The organism is Synechococcus sp. N19, from assembly GCF_900474045.1.
Classification (GTDB): domain Bacteria; phylum Cyanobacteriota; class Cyanobacteriia; order PCC-6307; family Cyanobiaceae; genus Parasynechococcus.
This window is the reverse complement of sequence record NZ_UCNR01000018.1, coordinates 58,326-81,345: the sequence shown is the minus strand read 5'-3', so window position 1 is coordinate 81,345 and position 23,020 is coordinate 58,326. Positions and strand designations below refer to the sequence as shown.

The 23,020-nt window shown below is 63.6% G+C and carries 24 protein-coding genes, 1 tRNA gene and 2 pseudogenes; 12 read left to right on the top strand and 15 right to left on the bottom strand.

From position 1 onward, the window contains the following. Positions 1-3: 3 nt before the first annotated feature. A complete protein-coding gene (locus DXY02_RS11320; protein WP_114989442.1) occupies positions 4-2,109 on the bottom strand; it encodes a glycogen-debranching protein in 2,106 nt (701 codons plus the stop codon). Positions 2,110-2,150: 41 nt separating this feature from the next. Here DXY02_RS11320 and DXY02_RS11315 point away from each other — a divergent pair, with 41 nt between their 5' ends. From DXY02_RS11315 to DXY02_RS12765, 4 genes are all read left to right on the top strand, one after another. Next, the gene (locus tag DXY02_RS11315; RefSeq protein WP_114989441.1) at positions 2,151-2,810 is read left to right on the top strand and encodes an MBL fold metallo-hydrolase; all 660 of its coding nucleotides are present in this window, start codon (positions 2,151-2,153) and stop codon (positions 2,808-2,810) included. Between the two features lie 133 nt (positions 2,811-2,943). Then, positions 2,944-3,219: an HU family DNA-binding protein gene (locus tag DXY02_RS11310; protein WP_006850925.1), complete on the top strand. Its 276-nt coding sequence runs from the start codon at positions 2,944-2,946 to the stop codon at positions 3,217-3,219. A 62-nt stretch (positions 3,220-3,281) separates the two neighbouring features. Continuing rightward, positions 3,282-4,166 (top strand): tRNA glutamyl-Q(34) synthetase GluQRS, encoded by an 885-nt coding sequence (gluQRS, locus tag DXY02_RS11305; protein ID WP_114989562.1) that lies wholly within the window; start codon positions 3,282-3,284, stop codon positions 4,164-4,166. Positions 4,167-4,232: 66 nt separating this feature from the next. After that, on the top strand, positions 4,233-4,421 hold the full coding sequence (locus DXY02_RS12765) for a hypothetical protein (protein ID WP_115080922.1): 189 nt from the start codon (positions 4,233-4,235) through the stop codon (positions 4,419-4,421). A gap of 350 nt (positions 4,422-4,771) precedes the next feature. On the opposite strand, the gene DXY02_RS12760 is transcribed toward DXY02_RS12765, so the two are convergent. The 5 genes from DXY02_RS12760 to DXY02_RS11280 all read right to left on the bottom strand — a co-directional run bounded on the left by DXY02_RS12760 (position 4,772) and on the right by DXY02_RS11280 (position 9,092). Further along, on the bottom strand, positions 4,772-4,942 hold the full coding sequence (locus DXY02_RS12760) for a hypothetical protein (RefSeq protein ID WP_170951575.1): 171 nt from the start codon (positions 4,940-4,942) through the stop codon (positions 4,772-4,774). After that, positions 4,932-5,711, bottom strand: coding sequence for a prohibitin family protein (locus DXY02_RS11295; protein ID WP_114989440.1), 780 nt, complete (start codon positions 5,709-5,711; stop codon positions 4,932-4,934). The genes DXY02_RS12760 and DXY02_RS11295 overlap by 11 nt, the downstream gene beginning before the upstream one ends. A gap of 113 nt (positions 5,712-5,824) precedes the next feature. Continuing rightward, positions 5,825-6,553: a succinate dehydrogenase/fumarate reductase iron-sulfur subunit gene (locus DXY02_RS11290; protein ID WP_114989439.1), complete on the bottom strand. Its 729-nt coding sequence runs from the start codon at positions 6,551-6,553 to the stop codon at positions 5,825-5,827. Continuing rightward, positions 6,550-8,469 carry a fumarate reductase/succinate dehydrogenase flavoprotein subunit gene (locus DXY02_RS11285; protein ID WP_114989438.1) on the bottom strand — a complete coding sequence of 640 codons (1,920 nt, stop codon included), beginning with the start codon at positions 8,467-8,469 and terminating at the stop codon, positions 6,550-6,552. Before DXY02_RS11285 ends, DXY02_RS11290 begins: the two co-directional genes overlap by 4 nt. Then, complete coding sequence (locus DXY02_RS11280) at positions 8,466-9,092, bottom strand: succinate dehydrogenase cytochrome b subunit (RefSeq protein ID WP_114989561.1); 627 nt, start codon at positions 9,090-9,092, stop codon at positions 8,466-8,468. Before DXY02_RS11280 ends, DXY02_RS11285 begins: the two co-directional genes overlap by 4 nt. Positions 9,093-9,426: 334 nt before the next feature. Here DXY02_RS11280 and DXY02_RS11275 point away from each other — a divergent pair, with 334 nt between their 5' ends. The 5 genes from DXY02_RS11275 (at position 9,427) to DXY02_RS12995 (ending at position 11,396) form a co-directional block, all read left to right on the top strand. Next, a complete protein-coding gene (locus tag DXY02_RS11275) occupies positions 9,427-10,023 on the top strand; it encodes a hypothetical protein (RefSeq protein ID WP_244276315.1) in 597 nt (198 codons plus the stop codon). 100 nt (positions 10,024-10,123) lie between these two features. Beyond that, on the top strand, positions 10,124-10,312 hold the full coding sequence (locus tag DXY02_RS13010) for a hypothetical protein (RefSeq protein WP_244276313.1): 189 nt from the start codon (positions 10,124-10,126) through the stop codon (positions 10,310-10,312). Next, on the top strand, positions 10,309-10,500 hold the full coding sequence (locus DXY02_RS13005; protein WP_244276311.1) for a hypothetical protein: 192 nt from the start codon (positions 10,309-10,311) through the stop codon (positions 10,498-10,500). The genes DXY02_RS13010 and DXY02_RS13005 overlap by 4 nt, the downstream gene beginning before the upstream one ends. A 3-nt stretch (positions 10,501-10,503) precedes the next feature. Further along, entirely contained in the window at positions 10,504-11,025 is a 522-nt protein-coding gene (locus DXY02_RS13000) for a hypothetical protein (protein ID WP_244276309.1), read from the top strand. Then, positions 10,971-11,396, top strand: a complete 426-nt coding sequence (locus DXY02_RS12995) for a hypothetical protein (RefSeq protein ID WP_244276307.1) — start codon at positions 10,971-10,973, stop codon at positions 11,394-11,396. The genes DXY02_RS13000 and DXY02_RS12995 overlap by 55 nt, the downstream gene beginning before the upstream one ends. A 43-nt stretch (positions 11,397-11,439) precedes the next feature. Here the strand turns inward: DXY02_RS12995 and DXY02_RS11265 are convergent. Beyond that, positions 11,440-11,512: transfer RNA gene (locus DXY02_RS11265), tRNA-Thr, on the bottom strand. Between the two features lie 43 nt (positions 11,513-11,555). Between DXY02_RS11265 and DXY02_RS12755 the strand changes: the two genes are divergently transcribed. Then, complete coding sequence (locus DXY02_RS12755; protein WP_371640174.1) at positions 11,556-11,828, top strand: DUF3493 domain-containing protein; 273 nt, start codon at positions 11,556-11,558, stop codon at positions 11,826-11,828. 600 nt (positions 11,829-12,428) lie between these two features. On the opposite strand, the pseudogene DXY02_RS12990 reads toward DXY02_RS12755, so the two are convergent. The 7 genes and pseudogenes from DXY02_RS12990 to DXY02_RS12805 form a co-directional block, all read right to left on the bottom strand. Continuing rightward, a pseudogene (locus DXY02_RS12990) lies at positions 12,429-12,989 on the bottom strand (low-complexity tail membrane protein); the annotation flags it as partial. Between the two features lie 13 nt (positions 12,990-13,002). Continuing rightward, on the bottom strand, positions 13,003-16,356 hold the full coding sequence (gene infB / locus DXY02_RS11255; RefSeq protein ID WP_114989436.1) for a translation initiation factor IF-2: 3,354 nt from the start codon (positions 16,354-16,356) through the stop codon (positions 13,003-13,005). A gap of 69 nt (positions 16,357-16,425) precedes the next feature. After that, positions 16,426-16,704 carry a YlxR family protein gene (locus DXY02_RS11250; protein ID WP_114989435.1) on the bottom strand — a complete coding sequence of 93 codons (279 nt, stop codon included), beginning with the start codon at positions 16,702-16,704 and terminating at the stop codon, positions 16,426-16,428. Next, a complete protein-coding gene (gene nusA, locus DXY02_RS11245; protein ID WP_114989434.1) occupies positions 16,701-18,152 on the bottom strand; it encodes a transcription termination factor NusA in 1,452 nt (483 codons plus the stop codon). Before nusA ends, DXY02_RS11250 begins: the two co-directional genes overlap by 4 nt. 54 nt (positions 18,153-18,206) lie before the next feature. Then, complete coding sequence (gene rimP / locus DXY02_RS11240; RefSeq protein WP_114989433.1) at positions 18,207-18,674, bottom strand: ribosome maturation factor RimP; 468 nt, start codon at positions 18,672-18,674, stop codon at positions 18,207-18,209. Positions 18,675-18,784: 110 nt separating this feature from the next. Then, entirely contained in the window at positions 18,785-19,042 is a 258-nt protein-coding gene (locus tag DXY02_RS11235) for a hypothetical protein (RefSeq protein ID WP_114989432.1), read from the bottom strand. 116 nt (positions 19,043-19,158) lie between these two features. Beyond that, positions 19,159-19,380, bottom strand: a pseudogene (locus tag DXY02_RS12805) (GRRM system radical SAM/SPASM domain protein); the annotation flags it as partial. Positions 19,381-19,833: 453 nt separating this feature from the next. Here DXY02_RS12805 and DXY02_RS11225 point away from each other — a divergent pair. Both DXY02_RS11225 and rpiA read left to right on the top strand, forming a co-directional pair. Beyond that, entirely contained in the window at positions 19,834-20,898 is a 1,065-nt protein-coding gene (locus tag DXY02_RS11225; RefSeq protein ID WP_114989560.1) for a trypsin-like peptidase domain-containing protein, read from the top strand. 38 nt (positions 20,899-20,936) lie between these two features. Further along, positions 20,937-21,656 carry a ribose-5-phosphate isomerase RpiA gene (rpiA, locus tag DXY02_RS11220; protein WP_114989431.1) on the top strand — a complete coding sequence of 240 codons (720 nt, stop codon included), beginning with the start codon at positions 20,937-20,939 and terminating at the stop codon, positions 21,654-21,656. Here rpiA and hisD read toward each other — a convergent pair. Then, a complete protein-coding gene (gene hisD / locus DXY02_RS11215) occupies positions 21,649-22,956 on the bottom strand; it encodes a histidinol dehydrogenase (protein WP_114989559.1) in 1,308 nt (435 codons plus the stop codon). The genes rpiA and hisD overlap by 8 nt on opposite strands. Positions 22,957-23,020: the final 64 nt, after the last annotated feature.

The window sequence follows — 23,020 nt, the reverse complement described above, 5'->3', positions numbered from 1 at the left end:
TGATCACAACCGCAGGCTTGAGGTTTCCTCCTCGGCGAGCAGCAGCACGAAGCTCCGGCTCTGCAAGGGAATCTCAACGCCGCTGAAGCTGGCTGGCTCGGCTGGGAAATCTTTGGGGCTGGGCAAAGAGGTGTCGATCACCCGTTTCCAGGTGGAAACCGGAACCGGCAACTCAAAGCTGAGGCTTTCCTTGTAGGCGTTGAAGCCCATCCACAGCAGAGCCCCGCGGCTGCCGCGGTGGAGGCTTGTGGACGTCGTGCGGCTCCAGGCGGCCCAATCGGGTTTGGCCAGGTTCACCCCGTGCCATTGACGCCAGAGATCGCTGCGCTGCTCCGATGGTTTTTCCGCTGATTTGCGGTTGCTTTCCCGCGGCGGCACCAGCGGATTGAACAGTTGCGGCAGGGCCTGGCGCAGCCGCAGCAGCCGCTGCAGAAATTGCTTCAGCTCCAGGTCGCACTGGTCTTCATTCCATACCATCCAGCCCAAGGGACTGTTCTGGCACCAGCTGTTGTTGTTACCCCCTTGGCTGCGGCCCACTTCATCGCCCATCAGCAGCATCGGCACGCCACGGGCCAGCATCAGCGAGCAAAGCAGGTTGCGTTGCTGACGCCGCCGCAGGCTTTGCACCAGGGGGTTGCTGCTGGGGCCTTCGATGCCGTGGTTCCAGCTGTTGTTGTGGTTCTCGCCGTCGCGGTTGTCTTCGCCGTTGGCCAGGTTGTGCTTGCGGTTGTAGCTCACCAGATCCGCCAGGGTGAAGCCGTCGTGGGCGGTGATGAAGTTCACCGAACGCCCCAGGGCCACGGGCTTGCCGTCATAGAGATCGGGACTGCCCTTGAACCGCTGGGCCAGGCTCCAGGTGCTGTGGTCGTCCCCTTTCCAGAAGCGCCGCACCCCGTCGCGGAAATGGCCGTTCCAGGTGCCGATCCGCTGGGCGGGGAAGTCGTCCAGCCGATAAAGACCGCCGCAGTCCCACGGTTCGCTCACCAATTTGAGATCACTCAGCTGCGGGTCGGCCTCCATTGTCGCGAACAGGGGCGGCTCATTCAGGGGTTTGAGCTGGTCGCCGCGGCTCAGGGCGATGCCCAGATCGAAGCGGAAGCCATCCACCCCCAGTTCCAGGGCCCAGCAGCGCATCGACTCGAGGATCAGCTGGGTGCTGATCGGCGCATTGGCGGCGATCGAGTTGCCGCAGCCGCTCACATCCTGATAGTCGCCGTCCTCGTTTTGGTGGTAGTAGACGTTGTCGGCGCAACCCCGCCAGCTCAGGGTGGGGCCATGGCGGTTGCCCTCGGTGGTGTGGTTGTAGACCACATCCAGCAGCACTTCGATGCCGGCGTCATGGCAGGCGGCCACTAGTTGGCGCACCTCATGGCGGGCCTGCAATGGATCGCTACTGCTGCAGTAGCCGTGGTGGGGTGTGAACCAGCTCAGGGGGCTGTACCCCCATACGTTGTCGCGGCCCGGGGGGGCATCGGCCGGGTCGAAGCAGAACACCGGCAGCAGCTCCACTGCCGTGATGCCCAGCTCCTTGAGGTAGGGCAACTTCTCGATCAAGCCCAGGTAGGTGCCGCGGTGTTCCACGGCGACCCCGGCATCCTCACGGCGGGTGAAGCCCCCCACGTGTAACTCGTAGATCACCGTGCGTTGCCAGCTGTGGCGCGGGCGCGGATGGGCCTGAAAATCGAACAGATCCCGTTCGCACACCACCGCCTTGAGGCAGGCATGGGCGTTGGGTGAGGGTCCGGTGGCCAGCACCCGGTCGTAGACGTCCCAGCCACTGATGGCACGGGCGGCGGGGTCCAGCAGCACCTTGGAGGGCTGGAAGCCATGGCCCCCCGGCGCCAGCGGCCCGAAGACCCGGTAGCCGTAACAGCAGCCTTCACTGACCCCCTCCACTTCTACGTGCCAGTAGTCGCCCGAGCGGTGGCGTCGACCGTCCAGTTCGATCACCCGCTCCGGGCTGCGATCGTTACCGTTGCTGTAGAGCAGCAATTCAATTCGGTCGGCCCTGGGTGCCGCCAGCACAAAGTTCACACCTCGACTGGTGAGGCAGCTGCCCAGGGGCCAGGGAGAACCGGGGTGAATGCCACTCAAGGCCCGTTGGGGCATCTCGACTTCAAACTAGTGGTTTGGTCCGTTGTTTTGAACCAATGGCGATGACCACCACACTTGAGGCCGGCCGGCCGCCGCAGCAGCTGCGTGACGACCTCTGGTTGTTTCCGCCCAACCGCGACAGCCAGGGGGGTAGTTCCTGGTGGCTGGATCTGGATCCCGAGCCCGTGCTGGTGGACTGCCCGCCGTTGACGGAGGCCAGCCTCACGGTTCTGCGCCAGCTGGCGGGAACCCGCAGCCCGAGGATCCTGCTCACCAGCCGAGAAGGCCATGGGCGCTTGCGTCGCGTTCAGGAGCGCCTGGGATGGCCGGTGCTGGTGCAGGAACAGGAGGCCTATCTCCTGCCCAATGTGGAGCCGTTGGAGACCTTTGCCGAGGAACACACCACGGTGAGTGGTTTGCGGCTGTTGTGGACGCCGGGGCCGACGCCGGGGAGCTGTGTGGTGTTCGCCCCGGCACCAAATGAACTGTTGTTCTGCGGGCGTTTGCTGACGCCATGGGCTCCGGGTCAGCTCGCGCCGATGCGCCACGCCCGCACATTCCACTGGCCCAGACAGCTGAACAGCTTGGCCAGGCTCAGGGATTGGATTCCTTCAGATGCCAGTCCCCAACTGCTTTCTGGGGCTGCGCTTGGTGCCTTGCGTGGGGAGCGGCTCGTGCCCTTCAGCGGTTGGAGCGATGCGGCGGACAACAGCTAAAGCGTTGCGGCACAACACGTTTCGCTTGCAGCAACCGGTTGCTCTCCATACGATTGGGCCGCTTGGGGAAGGCAGCGGCGAGCCCACGACGCCGTATCTGAGCCGTCTCCCGCCCCCCGACTCTCTCTAACCAATGAACAAAGCTGATCTGGTGAATCTGGTGGCTGCTCGCACCGAGCTCACCAAGACCGACGTTTCCATGGTTGTCGACGCCGCCATCGACACGATCATCGACTCCGTGGTGGAAGGCAAGAAAGTGTCCATCCTCGGTTTCGGTTCCTTTGAGCCCCGTGAGCGTTCCGCCCGTCAGGGTCTGAACCCCAAGACCGGCGAGAAGATCGCGATTCCCGCCAAGCGCGTTCCCGCCTTCACCGCCGGCAAGATGTTCAAGGACCGCGTTCAGGGCTGATCAGCGCCTCAACCTCGTTCTCCGGGCGGCCCAGTGGGTCGCCTTTTTTGATGGCTGTTCAGATGAAGGAACTTCCGGAGCATCTGCAACAGCATCTGGAGCGGGGGCGAGCCTTGGCAGCCGCCGGTGGCTACCGCGGCCGTTTCGCCCCATCTCCCACGGGGGTGCTCCACTTCGGCAACCTGCAAACGGCTCTGCTCTCGTGGTTGGCGGCCCGTCAGGCTGGTGGGGCCTGGTTGCTGCGCATCGATGACCTCGATACGCCGCGCAACCGCGCCGGTGCCATCGAGGCGATCCAAAGCGATTTGCGCTGGCTGGGTCTGGAATGGGATGGGCCGGTGCTGCTCCAAAGCGAACGGCGTGGCACCTACCACTCCTGGTTGTCGTGGTTACGCCGATCCGGATGGTTGTTCGCCTGTCGCTGCTCCCGAAGGCAGCTTGCCGGTCAGCCGATCTACCCCGGCGTCTGCCGGACGGCTGGGCACCACTGGGGCTGGCAGCAGCAGCGGCTCCCCAGTTGGCGCCTGCGGGTGGCTGATGACGACCCCCACAGCAGTGGCGATGTGGTGTTGCGGCGAGCCGATGGCTTCATCGCATACCAGCTCGCCACCGTGATCGACGAACTCAGCTTCGGCATCACCGATGTGGTGCGTGGTGCTGATCTGCGCGAGGCCCTGCCAGCCCAGCGAAGTTTTTTTGCGGCCCTGGGTGAATCACCGCCCCAGTTCTGGCATGGGCCGCTGCTTTGTGATGCCAGCGGCCAGAAACTGTCCAAGCGTGAGGCCAGTTCCGGCCTGGAACCGCTCCGTGCCGCGGGGCTCGATGCGGCTGCGGTGATTGGTCGCTTGGCCTCAGGGCTTCAGCTGCTGGATCCTGGTGCGCGCCTGAGTGCAACAGAGTTGCTCGAACACTTGACGCAGCAAGAGATCAATGCACTGATTTCTTAAGGAACACTTCGGGATCAGCGGCGGGTTTTCCACCCACACTGAATCCATCGTCTGATCCTTGGGATCATGTGCACGTGCACCGTCTGTGGAGGCAGTGGGATGCAGCGAGTGTCGGGGGACCGCTTCCGCACCTGCATCGTCTGCCTGGGGACCGGTCAGATCAGTTCAGCGGTGCAGTCGGCACCGTTGAACCACCAGCCCATCAACACCCCAGGTCTGGCCAAACTCAGCTGTCCGACCCGGCCCCTGGCTTGATCCTCAGCCCAGGGGAGTCTTCTGATCGTTCTGGATCACGAAGTAGGTGGCTGTCGCCACAACGATCAACAGCGGCACCGCGGTGAACAGCAGCAGGGCAATGGCGGTCCAGTCGGTGTACACGGCGGGGCGATGGGTCGAAGTTGAGGCATCATCTCAGCAAATCGCCCCCCTGAGCCCTGCTCGCGCGCTCCGTCACAGTCCTGCTGCTCCTCGCCATGGCGGCCCCTGTGGTGCGTGCGTCGCCCTTGGCAGCCTTTCAGGCCCGAGCCAGGCGCTGCTTGGAGGGCCGTCAGCCTCAGCTCTGTGAACAGGCCTTGGTCGAGGCGGAGGCCCTGCAGCAACAGGCGTCAGCCAGCAGTGCCTATCCCTGCCAGACCCTGCTGTTGGGGGTTCAGGCGGATCTGGTGATGCAGCAGCTCCGGGCGGGCCGTGGCGCCGAGGCCATTGCTGACCTGCAGGCGGCGACCCGCGGCTGCGCTGGGCTCGGATGCAGCCAGCTGCATCCCGTTATCGGCCAACAATCACCGGTGGCGTGCTGCCACCACGAATGGGCGGAACCACCTTTGTTTTCCCGTCCCACTTGTCGAGGAACAGCTTGTAGAGAACGCTGTCATTGAGTGAGCGGGTCAAGGTCTGAAACTTCAGGGCCTCCTGCTCGGCGATCTGAACCTCTGTTTTGGCGCGCAGAAGCTGCTGTTGCGCAATCTGCTTCTGCTCGATGGCGGCTCGGTATTCCTCAGCAATCTTGAGGCCCGTGATGTCTAGGCCTTTAACGGCCACATAGTCGAATTTGCTCAGCTCATTGGAGACGCTTTCTTGCACAAGGGTAGAAATGTTGTTCCACTCGGTGGCGATGGTGTCGAGTTCATACTTCGAGAACACCGATTTCAGTGATTTCAGCAGTGATGGCTGGATCACCCTGGCGTAAATCGCAGAGTCATCGGTGGCAATCGTGCTGTAGATCCTGGGGGCTTCTCCGGGCTTGACCGCATATTTCACCGTTGCTGTGGCTTCGATCACCTGCAGGTCTTTGGTGAGTGTTGAAAATTTTTCGGGGATGACCTGCGTTCTGACGCTGAAATTATGGGTCGACTGAATGAACGGAAGTTTGAGGTTCAATCCCGGCTCTCTTGGGGTGTTGGAGACTTTGCCAAGGGTGGTGACCACGCCAACTTCACCAGCGGGAACAACAAACACGCTGGAGAGCAGAGCAATGCCTCCAATGAAAACCGTGGTCACGCCCACCACGGTTTTGGTGATCTGCTCCGGCTGGGGGTTGGATTGCATGCTTTTGGCTTGCGTCGATCCTTAAAACAGTAGTGATTTGTTGTTGGTTATTGGCAAAAAGTTTCTGATGATCTCTGGGCTGGTGCAGCAGCGATTGTGGTGTTTTGGCTCAGTCAGCTTCTGCGTTCCCGATGCATCCAGCTGATCCAGTCGGCGGAAATCTCCTGAGGACAGACCGCCTCGCATTCGAGGTTGCTGCTGCAGCTGCCGAAGCCCTCGGCCTCCATCTGGCGTTGCATGGCGTCGGCGCGGCTGGCCCGTTCCGGTTGCCCCTGCGGCAGTTGCCCCAAGTGCGCCAGCTTGGCGGCCACGAACAGGCTTGCCGAGGCATTGCGGCAACTGGCGACGCAGGCGCCACAACCGATGCAGGTTGCCGTGCTGAAGGCGCAGGTGGCCTGCTCCCGGCCCACGGGCAGGGCGTTGCCATCGGGGGCCTGGCCTGTGCCCGTTGAGCAGTAGCCGCCGGCGGCGATCAGCCGGTCAAAGGCGGAGCGGTCCACCATCAGATCCTGGATCGGAGGAAAGGCCTTGGCGCGCCATGGATCCAGGGTCAGCACCGCACCATCGTTGAATTCCCGCAGGTAGAGCTGGCATACGGAGGTGGCGGCCCGAGGGCCATGGGCCTGGCCGTTCACCAGGAAGCCGCAGCTGCCGCAGATGCCTTCGCGGCAGTCGTGCTCGAAGCCCACCGGCCGTTCTCCGGTGCTGATCAATTGTTCGTTGAGCTGATCGAGGGCCTCCAGCAGGGAGAGGTTGGGGGAGACGTTCTCCAGCTGATGGCTCTGGTAACCACCGGGTTGATCGGCGCTGCTCTGGCGCCAGATGCGCAGGGTGAGTTTCATTTGTAGCTCCGGGTGCTGGGTTGCAGCGCGGTGAACTGCAGCGGTTCGCTGTGGCGGATCGGCTCACCGTTGGTGTTGTGCTCCCAGGCGGCGATGTGGGCGAAGTTCACGTCGTCCCGTCGGGCTTCGCCTTCGTCACTTTGGTGTTCCTCGCGGAAGTGTGCCCCGCACGACTCCTCCCGGGCCAGGGCATCCCGCAGCATGAGCTGGGCCAGCCCGAAGAAGTCCTTCACCCGCAGCGCTTTCTCCAGCTCGGCATTGGGGCCGCTGGCTTCGCCTGGCACCCGTACTTCGGCCTCGAACCGCTCCTCCAGCGTCTTCACCTGTTCCAGCCCCTCCCGCAGACCATCGGCATGGCGGCTGATGCCGCAGCGGTCGATCATCACGCTGCCCAGCTCGCGATGGAAGCTGTCCACCGGGGTGCTGCCTGCGCTGTTGATCAATTGGCTGATGCGGCGGCGGGTGCTCTCCAAGGCCTCGCGGCAGGCCGGATGATCGGTGGCTACATCCTGCGCCGGGTTGCCCGCCAGCCAGGCCGTGACCGTGGACGGCGCAATGAAGTAGCCATCGGCGAGCCCTTGCATCAGGGCGCTGGCGCCCAGGCGGTTGGCGCCATGTTCGGAGTAGTTCGCTTCCCCCAGAACAAACAGGCCGGGGATCGAACTCATCAGGTGGTAGTCCACCCAGAGGCCGCCCATTGTGTAGTGCGGTGCGGGGTAGATCCGCATCGGCTTCTTGTAGGGGTCATCGCCGCTGATGCGCTCGTACATCGTCATCAAGTTGCCGTAGCGGGCGGCAATGGCGTCTTTGCCTTCAGCTCTGATGGCATCGGTGAGGTCGAGGTAAACCGAGCGTCCCCCTGGGCCGACGCCCCGCCCCGCGTTGCAGAGTTCTCTGGCCCGCCTGGAGGCGACGTCCCGCGGCGTCATGTTGCCGTAGGTGGGATAAAGCCTCTCGAGGAAGTAGTCGCGTTCCTCTTCCGGTATCGCGTCGGGTTGGCGTGTTTCGCCGGGGTTCTTGGGCAGCCAGACCCGCCCGTCGTTGCGCAGGCTTTCGCTCATCAGCGTCAGCTTGCTCTGGAAGACATCGCCACTGGGAATGCAGGTGGGATGGATCTGGGTGAAGCAGGGATTGGCGAACAGCGCACCTTTGCGGTGGGCCCTCCAGATCACACTGGTGTTCGACTTCAGTGCGTTGGTGGAGAGGAAGTAGACGTTGCTGTAACCGCCGGTGCAGAGCAGAACGGTGCGGGCGGTGTGCACCTCCAGCTCACCACTCAGCAGATGGCGCGCCACCACACCACGGGCCACCCCATCCACGGTGATCAGCTCGAGCACGTCCCGGCGGGTGAGCAGTTGAACGCGGCCCAGCTCCACCTGGCGCATCAAGGCCTGGTAGGCGCCATAAAGCAATTGCTGTCCTGTCTGCCCCCGGGCATAAAAGGTGCGGCTCACCAGGGCCCCGCCAAAACTGCGGGTGGCCAGGCTGCCGCCGTATTCGCGTGCGAACGGCACCCCCTGAGCCACGCATTGATCGATGATGCCGCTGCTGATTTCCGCCAGCCGCTGGCAGCCCGCTTCCCGGGCGCGGAAGTCGCCCCCTTTGAGGGTGTCGGCGAACAGGCGGCTGACGCTGTCGCCATCCACCGCCACAGAACGTGCGGCATTGATGCCCCCCTGGGCCGCTACCGAGTGGGCACGGCGCGGGCTGTCGTGAAAGCTGAGCACCGTGACCCGGTAGCCCTGTTGCGCCAGAGTCGCAGCGGCGGAAGCTCCCGCCAGGCCGGTGCCCACCACGAGCACATCCATTTGCCCTTTGCGCAGAGGGCTGATCAGAGGCAGTCCTTCGCGGGTCCGTCGCCAGGCATCGGCGAGCGGCCCGGCGGGAATTCTGGGATCAGGTAGCCCTGTCGTCATGCCAACCCTCCGAGGGCCAGTCCCAGGCTGATCATCAGGAAGCCTCCCCCGATCGCCGACGCCAAGAGGCGACCTCCCGCGCGGATGCTGGGGCTGTTGGCCGGGTTGAGCAGACCCAGGTTGCGGTGAGCTGCTTCCGCGCCGTGGAGCAGGTGCAGGCCAATGGCCAGGCTGCCGGCGGCATAAACCACAAGGCTGATCGGCTGCTGCAGCACCTGCAGCAGCAGCTCCCGCTCCAGCCCATCGCTCGGGCGTGGCCAGCGCAGTTGTTGCAGATGCAGGGCCAGAAATCCAAGGGTGATCACACCGGCCGCCATCTTGCTGCGACTGGCCAGAGCGTCCAGCGGACGACCGCGACGGCTACGCAGCGCCGCCGTGTTCCCAGCACCTTGATTCCGCAGCGTTTTGGTAATGGTGCAGCTCAGATGCACGGCTGCGCTGGCGGCCAGGCCGACCTCCAACACCGGCAGCCATGGCAGATGATGCAGGGCCGTGGCGTAGTGCTCGAACTGCACCGGTGCCATCAGCGCGGGCAACAAACCGGCCAGATGAACCAACAGAAACAGCACCAGCAGCAACCCGCTGATGGCCGAGCCAATGCGCATCAAGGTTGGATCCTGCATTAACCCCAGGCCACAGGATTTCGGCTGGGACGATACCTGCGATCGACGCGTTGTTTCGACATCAGGGTCGTCATTGATTCCCAGTCCAATCGTATTCAGATCGTGGAAAAGGCTGGTTCCGTGCTGGTCGCCGTCGTTCAACCTTGTCATCGTGAAGAGGTTGTGAACGCTGGCTGGCGTGAGGCTGAGGTCCCGTCGTTGGACATGGAGGCTTGTCTGGGTTGCTCTGGCCTGCGCGCTCAGCCTGTCGATGGCGCAGTTGGGATGGAGCGCCAAGGCCGATGTCGACCCGAGGCCCGCTCCGATCGACTGGGGGTCGGCTCCGGTGTAGCGGGTGGAACCAGCAGGGCCGCCGCTTCGGATCGGCGCCTACGTCACCAACATCAGCGATATCGATCTCCTGCAGGACAGGTTCTCTGTGGAGATGTTGCTCTGGACCACCTGGGCTGGTGATCCGCAGGCCGATCCCAGTGATCAGCTGATGATCCTCAACGGGATCTACGACGGCGACATTCAGCGGTTTGAGCGGGTGAGCCACGAGCAAACCGCGGCCGGCGCATGGAACCTCTACCGGGTGCGTTCGGCCGTGGTCAAACGTTGGCGGCTGCAGCGCTATCCCTTTGACGACCAGATGCTGCATGTCCAGATCGGCCTGGCGGATCCACTGGCTGCAGTGAATCTGGATGTTGCCGATCCTGATCCATTTGCCGTGTCTCCCGGTCTGGTGCTCCCGGGCTGGACGCTCGAGCAGCCCGGTGCCTATGCCTCGAGTGTCAGCTTGATGAGTGAGCTTGGGTGCCCCCTCGCTGATGGAGAGGTGATTCGTCGTCAACCGGCCGTGTCGCTGGATCTGCTGATCCGGCGCCGCAGCCTCCTCTATGTGGCGTCGGACTTTCTCGGCACATGCTCGCCATCGGGTTGTGCTGAATGAGTTTGCTGATTGCCCACAGCCGGGATGATCTGATCCTGGCGGCCGTGGTGTCAGCGGGGGCAATTTTGTTTACATCGCTGGGAAGCTGCCGGTCACAGCCATGACGGGCTTCGTCGGCAATCTGCAGCTGATTATTTTCCTGGGGATTTTGTATGTGGTGGCGGTTGATGAGTTGATTGACAGCCATCTGATTGTTCTCAACGAGCGCGTTTCCCAGGTGTTGCGCGTGCTGCTGTTGCCCAGCTATGTGGGCATCACGCTGCTCGCCATTTTCATGATCATTCCGTGACTGAACCATCCCGCAGCGAGATGACGGAGTCGCAGACCAAGGGTCTGTGGGCTCTGGTGACGTCGTTATTGACGCTGGTCCTCCTGGCTCTGGGAGCCCTGTTGATTCAGCCCCGCTTGACGGAACGCCGCCAGCTGTTGCCCGATCGCTATGTCCTGACGGCGGATGAAGTTGCAGCACAACCGTAAGGCATGCTTCCCGTGGTGTTGGATCGACGCCTCGGTCAGGATCAGAACGACTTTCGCTTTCGCTTGCTGAAGCTGGTGCTGGAGCGCAGCGGCACACCATTTGCCCTGGGTTTCAGCGCTGCCGTTCAGCCGCAGGATGAGGCGATTGCAGCGCTCGCGGAAGGGCAGAAGGCGGGTCGGCGGAACCCTCTGCGGCTCTCGGTTGGTGTTTACGGTGCCGGCCCTGAGTTGAACCGTCGTCTGCGGGCGGTGCCCATTCCGGTGACGGGTGGAATCCTCGGGCTGCGGGCGGGATGGACCAATCAGGCATCCCTGGTCGAACTGCAAACGATCCGCAGCCTTCAGGACCTCCAACGCATCGTTTTGGTGAAAGGACTGGGCTGGAGCGATGTTGAAATTTTCGATCGTGCTGGGTTGCGCACCTACACCGCCCGGTCGGAAAAATTGCTGCGCTTGGTGAATGACAACGGGTGCAGTTGTTTCCCCGCGGTGTGGCGGAACTTGAAGCGGAGGCTTCCGTGGTGAGGTCGTTGTACCCGCAGATGCTGCTGGATCCCCATCTGTTGATTGTTTATCCCTTTGCGGGTTTCTTTTATGTGGCTCCAGAGAACACGGAGCTGGCAGCTGCGATTCAGACCGGTTTTGAAAGGGTGATCGCCGATGGCTCGTACCAGCGCCTTGTTGAAGAAGCGATCATGACGCCCTGGTTAAGGCGCCAGCTCAAACTGCGGTCGCGAAGGATCCTGGTGCTTCAGAATCCTGAGGCGGCTGACGTGTTGGCTGACGTGAATCCAGATCACTGGATTGTTCCCTGGAATGATCTTCTCAGTGGAAGGATCACCAGCGGGAATGATCTCTGCTCGTCTTCTAGATTGAAGCGGCTATGTGTTAATTAGACGCGCACTGAATCTGGCTGATTCAATGCACCACTGCTTAAAAAGCCGATGACCTGACTTGAACAGGCGACCCACGCTTTACGAAAGCGTTGCTCTACCGGCTGAGCTACATCGGCGTCATAAGCAATTTAACATTTGCTCTGAATCCAACTTGGACGTTTGCCCGATAATCCCCGCCCCAAATCTGGCCTGGATCCCGCCCTGCGGGAACGGTTGCTCAAGGAATCACAGACCCCCTGGCGTGGGCTCAGACGGCTCGTCTGGTTCGCTCTCTTTGCCTCCGCCGGACTCGGCCTGTTCACGATGGCTTTCCGTGCTTCCGCCGGCGACACTGTCGATCTGGCTGACTTCGGCATCCAGGGGGGTGCTCTCCTGCTCTTCTCCGGTCTGCTCTGGTTCGACCGCAACAGGGACAGCAGCAGCGACGCTTGATTCGTCGGCATCAACCGCACTGATGTCTTCAGCGTTGTCGTCTTCCGTCATGTCGTCTTGATCCTCTGCCTCGACGGGTTCCAGCGCTTCGGGCTCGACGTCATCAGACTCTTGAGCCGTCGCGGTGTTGATGGCTGAACTTTCGCCGTCTGGCTCTTGGTTGTCTGGTGCTTCGTCGTCTGGTTCTTCGTTGTCAGGGCTGATGTCGGCGGTGCTGACGTCTTCAGTGCTGCTGCCCTGTTCGGGCGTGGTGTCTTCCATGTCTTCCGCGTCCATTGCCTCATCGGCGTCCTGATCGCTTGTTGGGGCAGCCTCTTCAGCGTCATCAGACGACTCGTCGTCAGCTCGAGTTTCGGCAACGACGGGCTCAGGAGCTGTTTCGGGATCAGCCTCGTCAGACACTGCAGCTGTCACCGGATTGTCGGCTGAACTTTCCCCGTCGGGTGCTTCGTTGTCAGTGCTGGCTTGATCAGTAGCGGCTTGATCCGTGCTGTCGTCCGTCTCCGACGCGGTGTCGTCCACCCCGATAGCCTTGTCGGGCTCTTGCTTGATCGGCTCCACCACAGGCTCCGGCCACTCCAGGCCAGGGAGGTTGAGCAACTGCAGGCCCAGGCTGGTGCGTTGCGTTGCCACAGCATCAGCACGAAAAGTCGAATCGACAGGGGCGACGGTTCCTGGTGATCCAAGCAACAGCGCTGCGGCTTGAATCAGCTGCTGCACCTGCCAGACCATCAAGGCCAGCAATGGGCTGACCAGCAACAGGGTGACCAGACGGGATTGTCCCGACACCGGGGAAAATTCACTCGCCAGCACCGCTGACTCGTCCATCCACCAGAGCACGGGCAGCAGGACCACTGCGGCGATCACCACAGCGGCGCGGCTGATCAAGCCGGCTTGGGATGCACTGATGCGGAGTTGATCGCTGTTGCGGCTGGCCAGCGGCTGACGCACGAACAGCAGTGAGCCCCAGTCGGCGGGCCGTCGCCACAACGCGACGGCTGGGGCCAGGACCCCCACCCCCCAGATCAGAAATCGCTCTACTCCGGGAACAGGACCCGGATCCGCGCCGGCCAGAACCAGGCGGATCAGCAGCAGCTCTAGGGGAATGGCTCCAAGGGCCAGGCACTGAAGCCAGAGCAGGGGCTCGCTGCGGGGCTGCACGATGCTTGCGGGGTCAGGTGGTGAGTTTGCGGCGTTGGGTGACCATCTTGAAGGCTTCAATGCGATCGCCTTCTTCCCAGTTGGCGAACCGATCGGTGCCGACACCGCATTCGAAGCCTGTGGCCACTTCCTTGACGTCGTCCTTGTTGCGACGCAGGGAGTCGAGGTCGCCCTCGTAGACCACCTGTTTTCCGCGGTGCACCCGCACCCGGCAGTTGCGATGCAGCTTGCCGGTGGTGACATAACAGCCGGCCACGGCGCTCTTGCCGATGGTGAAGACGGCGCGCACCTCGGCTTCGCCCAGGGCTTCCTCTACCAGTTCCGGCTCCAGCAGACCTTCCATCGCCAACTGGATGTCTTCCAGCAGCTTGTAGATCACGTCGTAGTCGCGCACATCCACCCCGGTGGCATCCGCTGCTTTCTTGGCGCCGGAGGCCATGGAGGTGTTGAAGCCCACGATCACCGCGCCGGAAGCGGCGGCCAGGTCGACGTCGGTTTCGGTGATCTCGCCAGGTGCCGACAGCAGCACCCGCACCTGCACCTCATCCTTGGGCAGCTGCTCGAGCGATCCGAGGATGGCTTCCACGGAGCCCTGAACGTCGGCCTTGAGAATCAGGTTGAGTTCCTTCAGCTCGCCGTCATTGGCCTGGCCGGACATGGCCGTAAGCGAGACGCGTCGTGACGCCATCTGCTGAGCAAGACGGGTGGCGCGGGCATCGGAGGCGCGATCGCCCACAACGGCCCGGGCCGATTTCTCGTCGGGGTACACCTCGAACTCGTCACCGGCGGTGGGCACCTCGCTGAAGCCCAGGGCCTCCACAGCAAAGGAGGGGCCCGCTTCCTTGAGGCGTTGACGGTTGTCGTCCACCATGGCGCGCACCTTGCCCAGCACCGGACCAGCGGCGACGACGTCGCCGGTCTTGAGGGTGCCGTTCTGAACCAGCAGCGTGGCCACGGGGCCTTTGGCCTTATCGAGGTGGGCCTCGATCACGGTGCCGCGGGCCAGACGATCCGGGTTGGCCTGTAGGTCTTCCACTTCGGTGACCAGCAGCAGCATCTCCAGCAGTTTGTCGATGTTTTCGCCCTTGATGGCGCTCACCGGCACCATCACCACATCGCCGCCCCAGTCTTCCGCCAGCAGGTTTTGCTCAGACAGCTCCTGCTTCACCCGCTCGGGCGATGAACCTTCCTTGTCGATCTTGTTGATCGCCACCACGATCGGCACTTCAGCGGCCCGGGCGTGGCTGATGGCTTCCAGGGTCTGGGGGCGGACGCCGTCATCAGCAGCCACCACCAGCACAGCCACGTCGGTCACCTTGGTGCCGCGGGCTCGCATGGCCGTGAAGGCTTCGTGGCCCGGAGTGTCCAGGAAGGTGAGCTTGCGCTGCTCGTTGTTGTGCTCGATCTCAACCTGATACGCACCGATGTGCTGGGTGATGCCGCCAGCCTCACCCGCAGCGACGCGGGCCTGACGGATGGCATCCAGCAGGCTGGTTTTGCCATGGTCGACGTGGCCCATGACGGTGACCACGGGCGGACGTCGGATCAGGTGAGCCTTGTCGGCCTCTTCGATCATCTCGACGGTCTTCTTGGCCGCCTCCTCCACGTCGTCCTGCAGCACCGGCACACCGAATTCGTCGGCAACGGCCTCGATCGTGGGCATGTCCAGGGTCTGGGTGACCGTGGCGATGATCCCTTTGAAGAAAAGGGATTTGATGATCTCTGAGCTTTCGACGCTCAGCATGTCCGCCAGTTCCTGCACCGTGAGGTTGTCCTCCGGCACCACGATCATTTCGGGACGCACCTGCTTGGCTTCCCGGGCTGCCCGCAGCTCCATGGCACGCCGGCGCTGACGCTGACGGGCGGTTTCCTTCTTGCGCTTGCGCATCGCCGCCACCGGCTTGGGTGCGGTGCGCTGCTGCGACTTGGGCTTGGCGGGACGAGCCAGGCTCGCCGAGAGAACCATGTTCTCCTGTTCACCGGCGAAGCCGCCGGTCTGTGCTGCCAGGGAATCATCGTTTTCACCGATGATGTGCACCTTCTGGCGCTGCTTTTGCGGCGAGCGGCTGCGCAGAGCATCGAGCCGTGCACTGTCATCCCAGTCGGGACGGCCTGGCCGCCGCTGGCCACCAGGGCCACCCGGACGGAAGCTGGGACGGCGGGGCGCTGAGGGGGCATTCGGACGCGCCACGGGCGGGGTGGCCGTTCCTGCACCTGCAGCGGCTTTGGTGGGTGCATCCGGACGGCGGGGGGCCGGCGCTGCTGGCCTGCCGACAGGCTTCTGCAGCTGCATGAGCTCACCGGGAGCCACCGGTTTGCGCATCCCAGCAGGCATGCCGGGACGTCCAGGCGCTCCCGGACGGGTGGGCGCACCAGGGCGACCGCTACCTGTGCTGCTGCCGTCGCGACGAATCGGCTTGCCGACCAGTTCCAGGGTGTTGCCGCTGCGGGGGGGCATCCCGGGGCGACCTTGTCGGGTGGGGGCTCCTGGACGGCTTGGACCGCCCTGGCGTTGAGGCACGCCGGTGCCTGCCGGACGGCGGGGCACGGGTTTACCCACCAGTTCAGGCCTCGGAGTGGGCCGTGAAGGTGCACCAGGCTTTGTGGGGGCACCGGCACGGGTTGGCGCGCCGGGCCGAGATGGAGCGCCTGCGCGGATGATCTGTGGCTTGGGCTGCCCCTGGCCAGGGGTGGGCCGCGCTGGGCTTCCAGCACCTGCGGGGCGTGGCGTCGGGCGAGCCGGTGTGGGCCGCGGCGTGGGTGCCGTGGGTTTGGCAGCAGCCTTGGGCTTGCTCACCAGTTCCGGTTTGCCTGCAGCCGGTTTGCTGACAACCTGCGGCTTGGCCGCGGCAGGTCGTGGAACGGGTTTTGCCGCCGTCGGCCGCGCTGGGGCTGCGGGGGGTTTCTGAGGAGCGGCGGGCCGCGCCGGTGCTGCTGAGGCTTTCACCGGTGCAGCCGCTGGCTTGCTGATCACCGGTTTGGGCGTGGCCGCTGCGGGAGGCTTCGGGGCCGCCTGCGGTTTGGCAGCCGCCACGGGTTTGGCGACTACGGGCTTGGCAGCCACAGGCTTGGCGACCGGTTTGCTCGCCGCTGGGGCGGGCTTGCTTGGCGCGGCGGGGGCCGCTTTCTTCACCGAGAGGATGGCCTTGCCAGCTGCGGGCTTGGCAGGGGCCGCGGCAGCGGGTTTCGCACCATTCCCGCCTTTGCCGAGGAGCGAACGGATCTTTCCGGCTTCAGCGTCACTGATCGAGCTGCTGTGGCTCTTCGCAGCGATCGACAGCTTTTCAGCCGCATCCAGCACGTCCTTGTTCTCAAGGCCGAGGTCCTTGGACAGCTCGTAAATTCTGACTTTGCCGCTGCTGGTCATTCAGTTCGGGTCTCCGATCGGTCCGGGCATGGAATGCCGCGGTGGCCTCGCACAAGGTGGGGCCAATGTTCAGTCTGCCTCAGCGGATTCACCAACGCTTTGGTTAAGCCGCTGTTTCAACACCGCAAGCACTGTTTCGGGCACCTGACAACGCAGGGCTTTCTGCAGACGCTTGCGACGGGTCGCCTCCTCAAGGCAGTTCTCCTCGCGACAGAGATAGGCCGAACGGCCCATCCCCTTATCGAGGAGAACTCCGTCCTGATGGTCGCGGATCACCCTCCAGAGTTGGCGGCGATCCAAGAGCTGGCGGCAGGCCACGCAGCGACGCAGGACGGGGCGGTCACTCACCGGACCTGCTCCTGATCGGGCTCGGCATCGGCCTCAGCCGCTGCGTCCGTGCTTTCAGCCTCGGCCTCGAACTCGGTTTCGCTGCCGGCTTCCACCTCAGCGGGCTCCTCCTCAGAGAACTCCTGCTCGGCCTGCTCCTCGCCGTACTCCTCTTCGTCTTCGGGCAGCGGATACAGCTCCCGCAGGCGTGCATCCTCTTCCGCCCGAGCGGCCTGTTCGGCGGCCAGTCGTTCTTCGGCTTGCTGCTGGAGGGCTTCCTCCTCCTCCCGCTGGGAGATCAGCTCTGCCACAACGGCATCCTCTGCCTCTTGGTCGTATTCGGTGGAGTTCTTGATGTCGATCTTCCAGCCGGTGAGTCGGGCTGCCAAACGAACGTTCTGGCCTTCGCGGCCGATGGCCAGGCTCAGCTGATCGGGGGGCACCAGCACATGGGCGTGCTGGCCCACGGGATCCACCAGGCGCACCATTTCCACCCGAGCGGGGCTGAGGGAGTTGGCGATGTACTGGCCTGGATCCTGCGACCAGCGGATCACGTCGATTTTTTCTCCACGCAGTTCGTTCACCACCTGCTGAATGCGGGAGCCGCGGGCGCCGATGCAGGCGCCGACGGGATCCACCTCGCGTTCGATGCTGTCGACGGCCACCTTGGTGCGGGGGCCCACGGAACGGGAGGGGGGATTGGCCTCACGGGCCACGGCCACGATCCGAACGGATCCTTCCTGAATTTCGGGAACTTCGTTCTCGAACAGGTAGACCACCAAACCGGCATTGGAGCGGCTGACGAACAGCTGCGGTCCCCGGCGAGGCACTTCGCTCACCTCTTTGAGGAACACCTTGAAGGTGGCGTTGGCGCGGTAGTTGTCGTTGGGCAGTTGATCGCGCCGGGGGAGTTCAGCCTCAACTTCCGGACGGCCCAGGCCTGAGCTGACCGCCATGATCACCGATTGGCGCTCGAAGCGGATCACCCGGGCCGTCAGCACCGGATCCTCCAGATCAGCGAATTCCTCCTGGATCATGCGGCGCTGCTGATCCCGCAGCTTCTGGGCCAGCACCTGCTTGGTGGTGGCGGCGGCCATCCGGCCGAAGTCCTCTTTCTCTGGGGTGACATCCAGCACCACCGTGTCGCCCACCTGGGCGTCATCGGCCACCTGCATCACCTCGGCGATCGCGATCTGGTGGTCTTCGCTCTCCACCTCATCAACAATGATCTTGCTGGCGAGAACCCGGTAACCCTCCTCCTCAAGGTCAAGGCCAACGTCGAAGTTGCTGAAGTACTCCTCATCAAAGGGGTCTTCGCTGATGCCGATGTACAGGGTGCGCCGGTAGCGCTCATAGCCCTTAAGCAGGGCCTCTCGCAGTGCCGCCTCCACCACCTGGGGCGGCAGCTTCTTCTCTTCGCTGATGTCGTCGATCAGGTTGCTGAGACCGGGAAGCAGGACGAGAGCCATCGCGTTGGGTTAGGGGAAAAGAAAGGAGCGGTTGCAGGGGTGTGAACTCTGGGTTCAGCTGCCTGGACACGTGAGGCGGACACCGATCACGCAATCCCGGGGAATCCGTTTGATTCGCCCGCGAATGTTGATCTGCAGCGTGTCGGCGTCGCGTTCGAGCAAGAGGCCCTCCAGGCGTTGCTCGCTGTCGTCCTTGTCGCGGTGATGAACCTCCACGGGGAACCCACGGAAGGTTTCAAAGTCGCGATCGCTGGACAGCTGGTCGCCGATGCCGGGACTGCTGATCTCCAGAACATACGCGTCAGTGAGCAGGGTGGAGGCCTCAAGGGCATCCCCCAGCACGCCACTGAAACCGGCGCAGTCATCAAGGCTCACATCCGCTCCACTGCTGTGGCGGATCTGCACTTCCAGGGTCATTGGGCTCATGTGGGTGAGCAGCTGAATGCCGCAAAGGGCAAAGCCTTTGCTGGCGGCCACATCGGTGACCAGCGTTTCGAGATCCGGAAGCAGAGGATGAGGCAACGCGAACTGAGGGCGGACGTCGGCCCGACGTGCATTTCAGTTGTGACCGATCTCCCGCAGGGAGATGCCCGTCGGACACACCTTCAATGTACGGGACCGTCTGCCCGCCGTCAGCTGTTGCCCAGATCGATGGCCGGTGCATCGGGGAAGGCGTCGCCTGGCTGTTCGGCGCCGCGCCCTTCGAGATCCTGATTGATGCAGAGGCGTCGACGCTCCGGATCGGTCACGTACTGGCAGACGCGGCTCCAGAGTTTGCTGCGGCTGCCCTGGGGGCCATTGCTGAACGTCACCACATTGGGAAGGCCAGTGCGGCCTTCGATCACGACCTGGCAGAGCTCACAGCGTTGTGAAGCGGCGGATTCGCTCAATGGTGAAGCTCACAAAACGGCTCGACCCTAAGCAGTGGATGCAAGAGCCGCTGTGCGATTGGTGGCCATCAAAACCCGCCCATTTGCTGGAAGGGGCAGAAGAGCGATCGATCGCATCAAGACCCCGATGGATTGGCTGTGAGTGGCGTCAGGGGAGGTCTCTCTTCGAACCGCTCCAGCAGCACTTGCGTGGGGATCTGGGTGCCGAAGCGGCAGGCGTTGGTTTCGCTGGAGGCGAGGGTGCCGTGTTACCAGAACTTGTTGCTGCCGTTGCCACCGCCGCAGAGGCCGAAGTATTCGCAGCTCTTGTGGCAGGTCTCCACGCCGCAGGCGATGTCGGCTTTGCCGGTGATCACGGCGCCGATGCCGTCGTTCACCGACTTGGCCACCCGGTAGCCCACCTTGCGGCGTTTGGCCTGGATCCGGATCTGTTCAAGAACGTCAACCCCGAGGCCTACGTAGCCGGCATCTGTTTTCTGATACAGCGGCTTGACCTCCTCAAAGATCACCGCCGTAAGCGTTGTGCTCTCCGCGGATGCTTGAGGGGTGAGTGCAACCGGGCCAGCCAGGGCAAGCAGAGCTGCCGCTGGAGCCAGAAGTGCACGCATGCGAAAACTGCGTTTGCTGATTTGTTAGTTGGAATGTTCAAGCTCGACCGCGCATCGCAATGGAGGTGCTGAGATTGCGATCGATTTGGACCAGGGCCCGTTTCTCCGGCTGGATCCGATAAAAAGAAGGCAATTAGAGGTCTTGTGTTGCGGTACGTCCTGCGTCAACTCCTGGCCGTTCTGATGGCCGTAGCGGTTCTGGTCGGTGAAGGTGACCCAGCGCAGGCCCTGGAGCACAGCTTTGTGGCCGATGCCGTTCAGCGGGTGGCGCCGGCGGTGGTTCGGATCGACACCGAGCGCACCGTGGAACGTCAGCCGTTTGACCCCACGCTGCTTGATCCCCTGCTGCGGGACCTGCTGGGGGACCCTCCGGCAGGTCCGGAGCGGGAACGGGGGCAAGGCTCTGGTGTGGTGATCGATGCCAAGGGCCTTGTGCTCACCAATGCCCATGTGGTGGATCGGGTGGAGTCCGTCAGCGTCACCCTGGCCGACGGGGAACAGCGGGATGGACGGGTGGTGGGCACCGATGCGGTGACAGACCTGGCCCTGGTGCGTCTCGAGGGCGATCAACTGCCGCCACGGGCTCCCCTTGGTGATTCGGAAGCCATGCAGGTGGGCGATTGGGCGATCGCCCTCGGCACCCCGTTCGGATTGGAACGCACGGTGACCCTGGGCATTGTCAGCAGCCTGCACCGCAACATCAACAGCCTTGGCTTCGCCGACAAACGGCTGGAACTGATTCAGACCGATGCCGCCATCAACCCCGGTAATTCCGGTGGGCCGTTGGTGAACGGCGATGGCCAGGTGATTGGCATCAACACCCTGGTGCGGTCGGGTCCTGGGGCCGGCCTCGGTTTTGCCATCCCGATCAACCTGGCCCGCCGGGTGGCTGATCAGCTCCAGAAGCAGGGTGAAGTGGTGCACCCCTACATCGGTCTGCAACTGGTGGCCCTCACACCGCGCATCGCGCGCGAGCACAACAAGGACCCCAATGCCCTTGTGCAGCTGCCGGAACGCAGCGGTGCCCTGGTGCAAGCCGTGCTGCCCGATGGCCCGGCTGAAAAAGCAGGACTGCGCCGCGGCGATCTGTTGATCACTGTGGATGAGCGCGACATTGCCGATCCTCAGGCGCTGCTCGAGGTGGTGGATGCCGCCGCTATTGATGTTCCTCTGCCTCTGCAAGTGCTGCGGGCCGGCCGCGAGCTCACCCTGTCCGTCAAACCGGAGCCCCTGCCTGGGATGGCCTGAAACCCCTTGCTACGGTCGCGCCCAAAGGACGTGACCTGATGGCTGATTTACAGACCCAGATGAAGCAGGCGGTGGCTGATGCCGCCGTGGAACAGATCAAAGACGGCATGGTGCTGGGCCTGGGGTCAGGCTCCACCGCCGCCCTGATGATTCAGGGCCTGGGGGCCAAGCTCGCCAGCGGAGAACTCAAAGACATCGTCGGTGTCACCACTTCCTTCCAAGGAGAGGTGCTGGCCGCTGAGCTCAATATTCCCCTGCTCAGCCTCAACGCCGTCAGCCGGATTGATTTGGCCATCGATGGTGCCGACGAAGTCGACCCTGGCTTCCAGTTGATCAAGGGTGGTGGCGCCTGTCACGTGCAGGAGAAACTCGTGGCGGCACGGGCGGATCGGTTTGTGGTGGTGGTGGACTCCACCAAACTGGTGGACCGTCTCAACCTCGGTTTTCTGCTGCCGGTGGAAGTGCTTCCCGGGGCCTGGCGCCAGGTGAAGCAGCAGCTGGAAGCCCTCGGGGGCAGCGCTGAGCTGCGCATGGCCCAGCGCAAGGCCGGCCCTGTGGTTACCGATCAGGGCAACCTTGTTCTGGACGCCAAGCTCAACGGTGGCATTAGCGATCCAGTGGCCCTGGAGCAGACGATCAACAACATTCCCGGTGTGCTGGAGAACGGCCTGTTCGTCAACATCACCGATGAGGTGCTGGTCGGCGAGATCAACGATGGTGTTGCCGGTGTCCGCAGCCTGGAGAAGCGCCTCAGCTGAGGCGCCGCCGCACCGATTCAGCGTGGCTGTGCAGGCCTTCACTGGTGGCCAGCTCCTGCACAGCTGAACCCGTTGCTTCCAGGGCAGCCCGGTTGAAACCGATCAGCGAGGTGTGGCGCATGAAGGTCTCAACACTCAGGGCCCCGCTGAAGCGTGCGGCTCCACAGGTGGGCAATGTGTGGTTCGGTCCTGCTAGGTAATCCCCCACTGCTTCTGGGGACCAGGGGCCCAGGAAAATGGCTCCGGCGTTCTGAATGCGATCCGCCAGGGGTTCGGGCCGCTCCACCAGTAGCTCCAGGTGTTCGGGGGCGAAGCTGTCGCTGAGGCGGGCACAGCTCTCGAGGTCGTCGCAGACCACCACCAGCCCCCAGTCCCGCAGAGCGGCTTCGCAGATCTCCTGGCGGGGGTGATCGGCCAGCTGTTCGGCCACTGCGGCGTTGATCCCGTCGGCCAGTGCAGGGTCGGTGGTGATCAGCACCGCCGCCGCCAGGGGGTCATGCTCCGCCTGCGCCAACAGATCCGCTGCCACCTGATCGGGCTTGGCGGAGTGGTCTGCGATCACCAGCACTTCGCTTGGTCCCGCCAGGGAATCGATGGCCACCTGGCCGTACACCGCCTGTTTCGCCAGGGTGACGTAGAGGTTTCCGGGGCCACTGATCACGTCCACCTTGGGCACGCTCTCGCTGCCGTAGGCCATGGCGGCAACAGCCTGGGCACCTCCGAGGCGGAACACCGTTTTCACGCCTGCCAGGTGGGCCGCTGCCAGCACCACGGGGTTCACCGCACCATCACGTCCGGCTGGGGAACAGATCACCACGTCTTTGACGCCGGCGACCCGGGCTGGCACCGCATTCATCAGCACGGTGCTGGGGTAAGCCGCCCGTCCTCCAGGCACGTAGAGACCCGCCCTCTCCACCGGCCGCCAGCGCCGCCCAAGCTGTTCGCCGTGGGGGCCCGTCACCGCCAGATCGGCGGGACGTTGGCGTTGGTGGAAGTCGGTGATGCGGCGATGGGCCAGCTCCAGGGCATCCCGCAGGTTGGTCGGCAGCGACGTCCAGGCCTTTTCGAGGGCCTCGGGGGACACCGCCATCGGTTCGGGCCGGAAGCCATCGAACCGTTCGGTGAAGTCGGCAATGGCGGCATCACCGCGGTCGCGCACCGCTGTGAGAATGGCTTCAACCCGCTCACGGGCTTCACCCTGCTGGGTTTGTGTGGTGCGGCTCGACAACCGTTTCAGCTCCGTCTGGGCCCGGTCCAGATCCCGCACGATGCGAAGGGGAGCAACGGCCGGCTGGCTCACAGACAAAGGAACAGTGGGAGAGTTCGGTCAAGTTAGGACTCCACAACCCAGGGAAGGGGGTCCT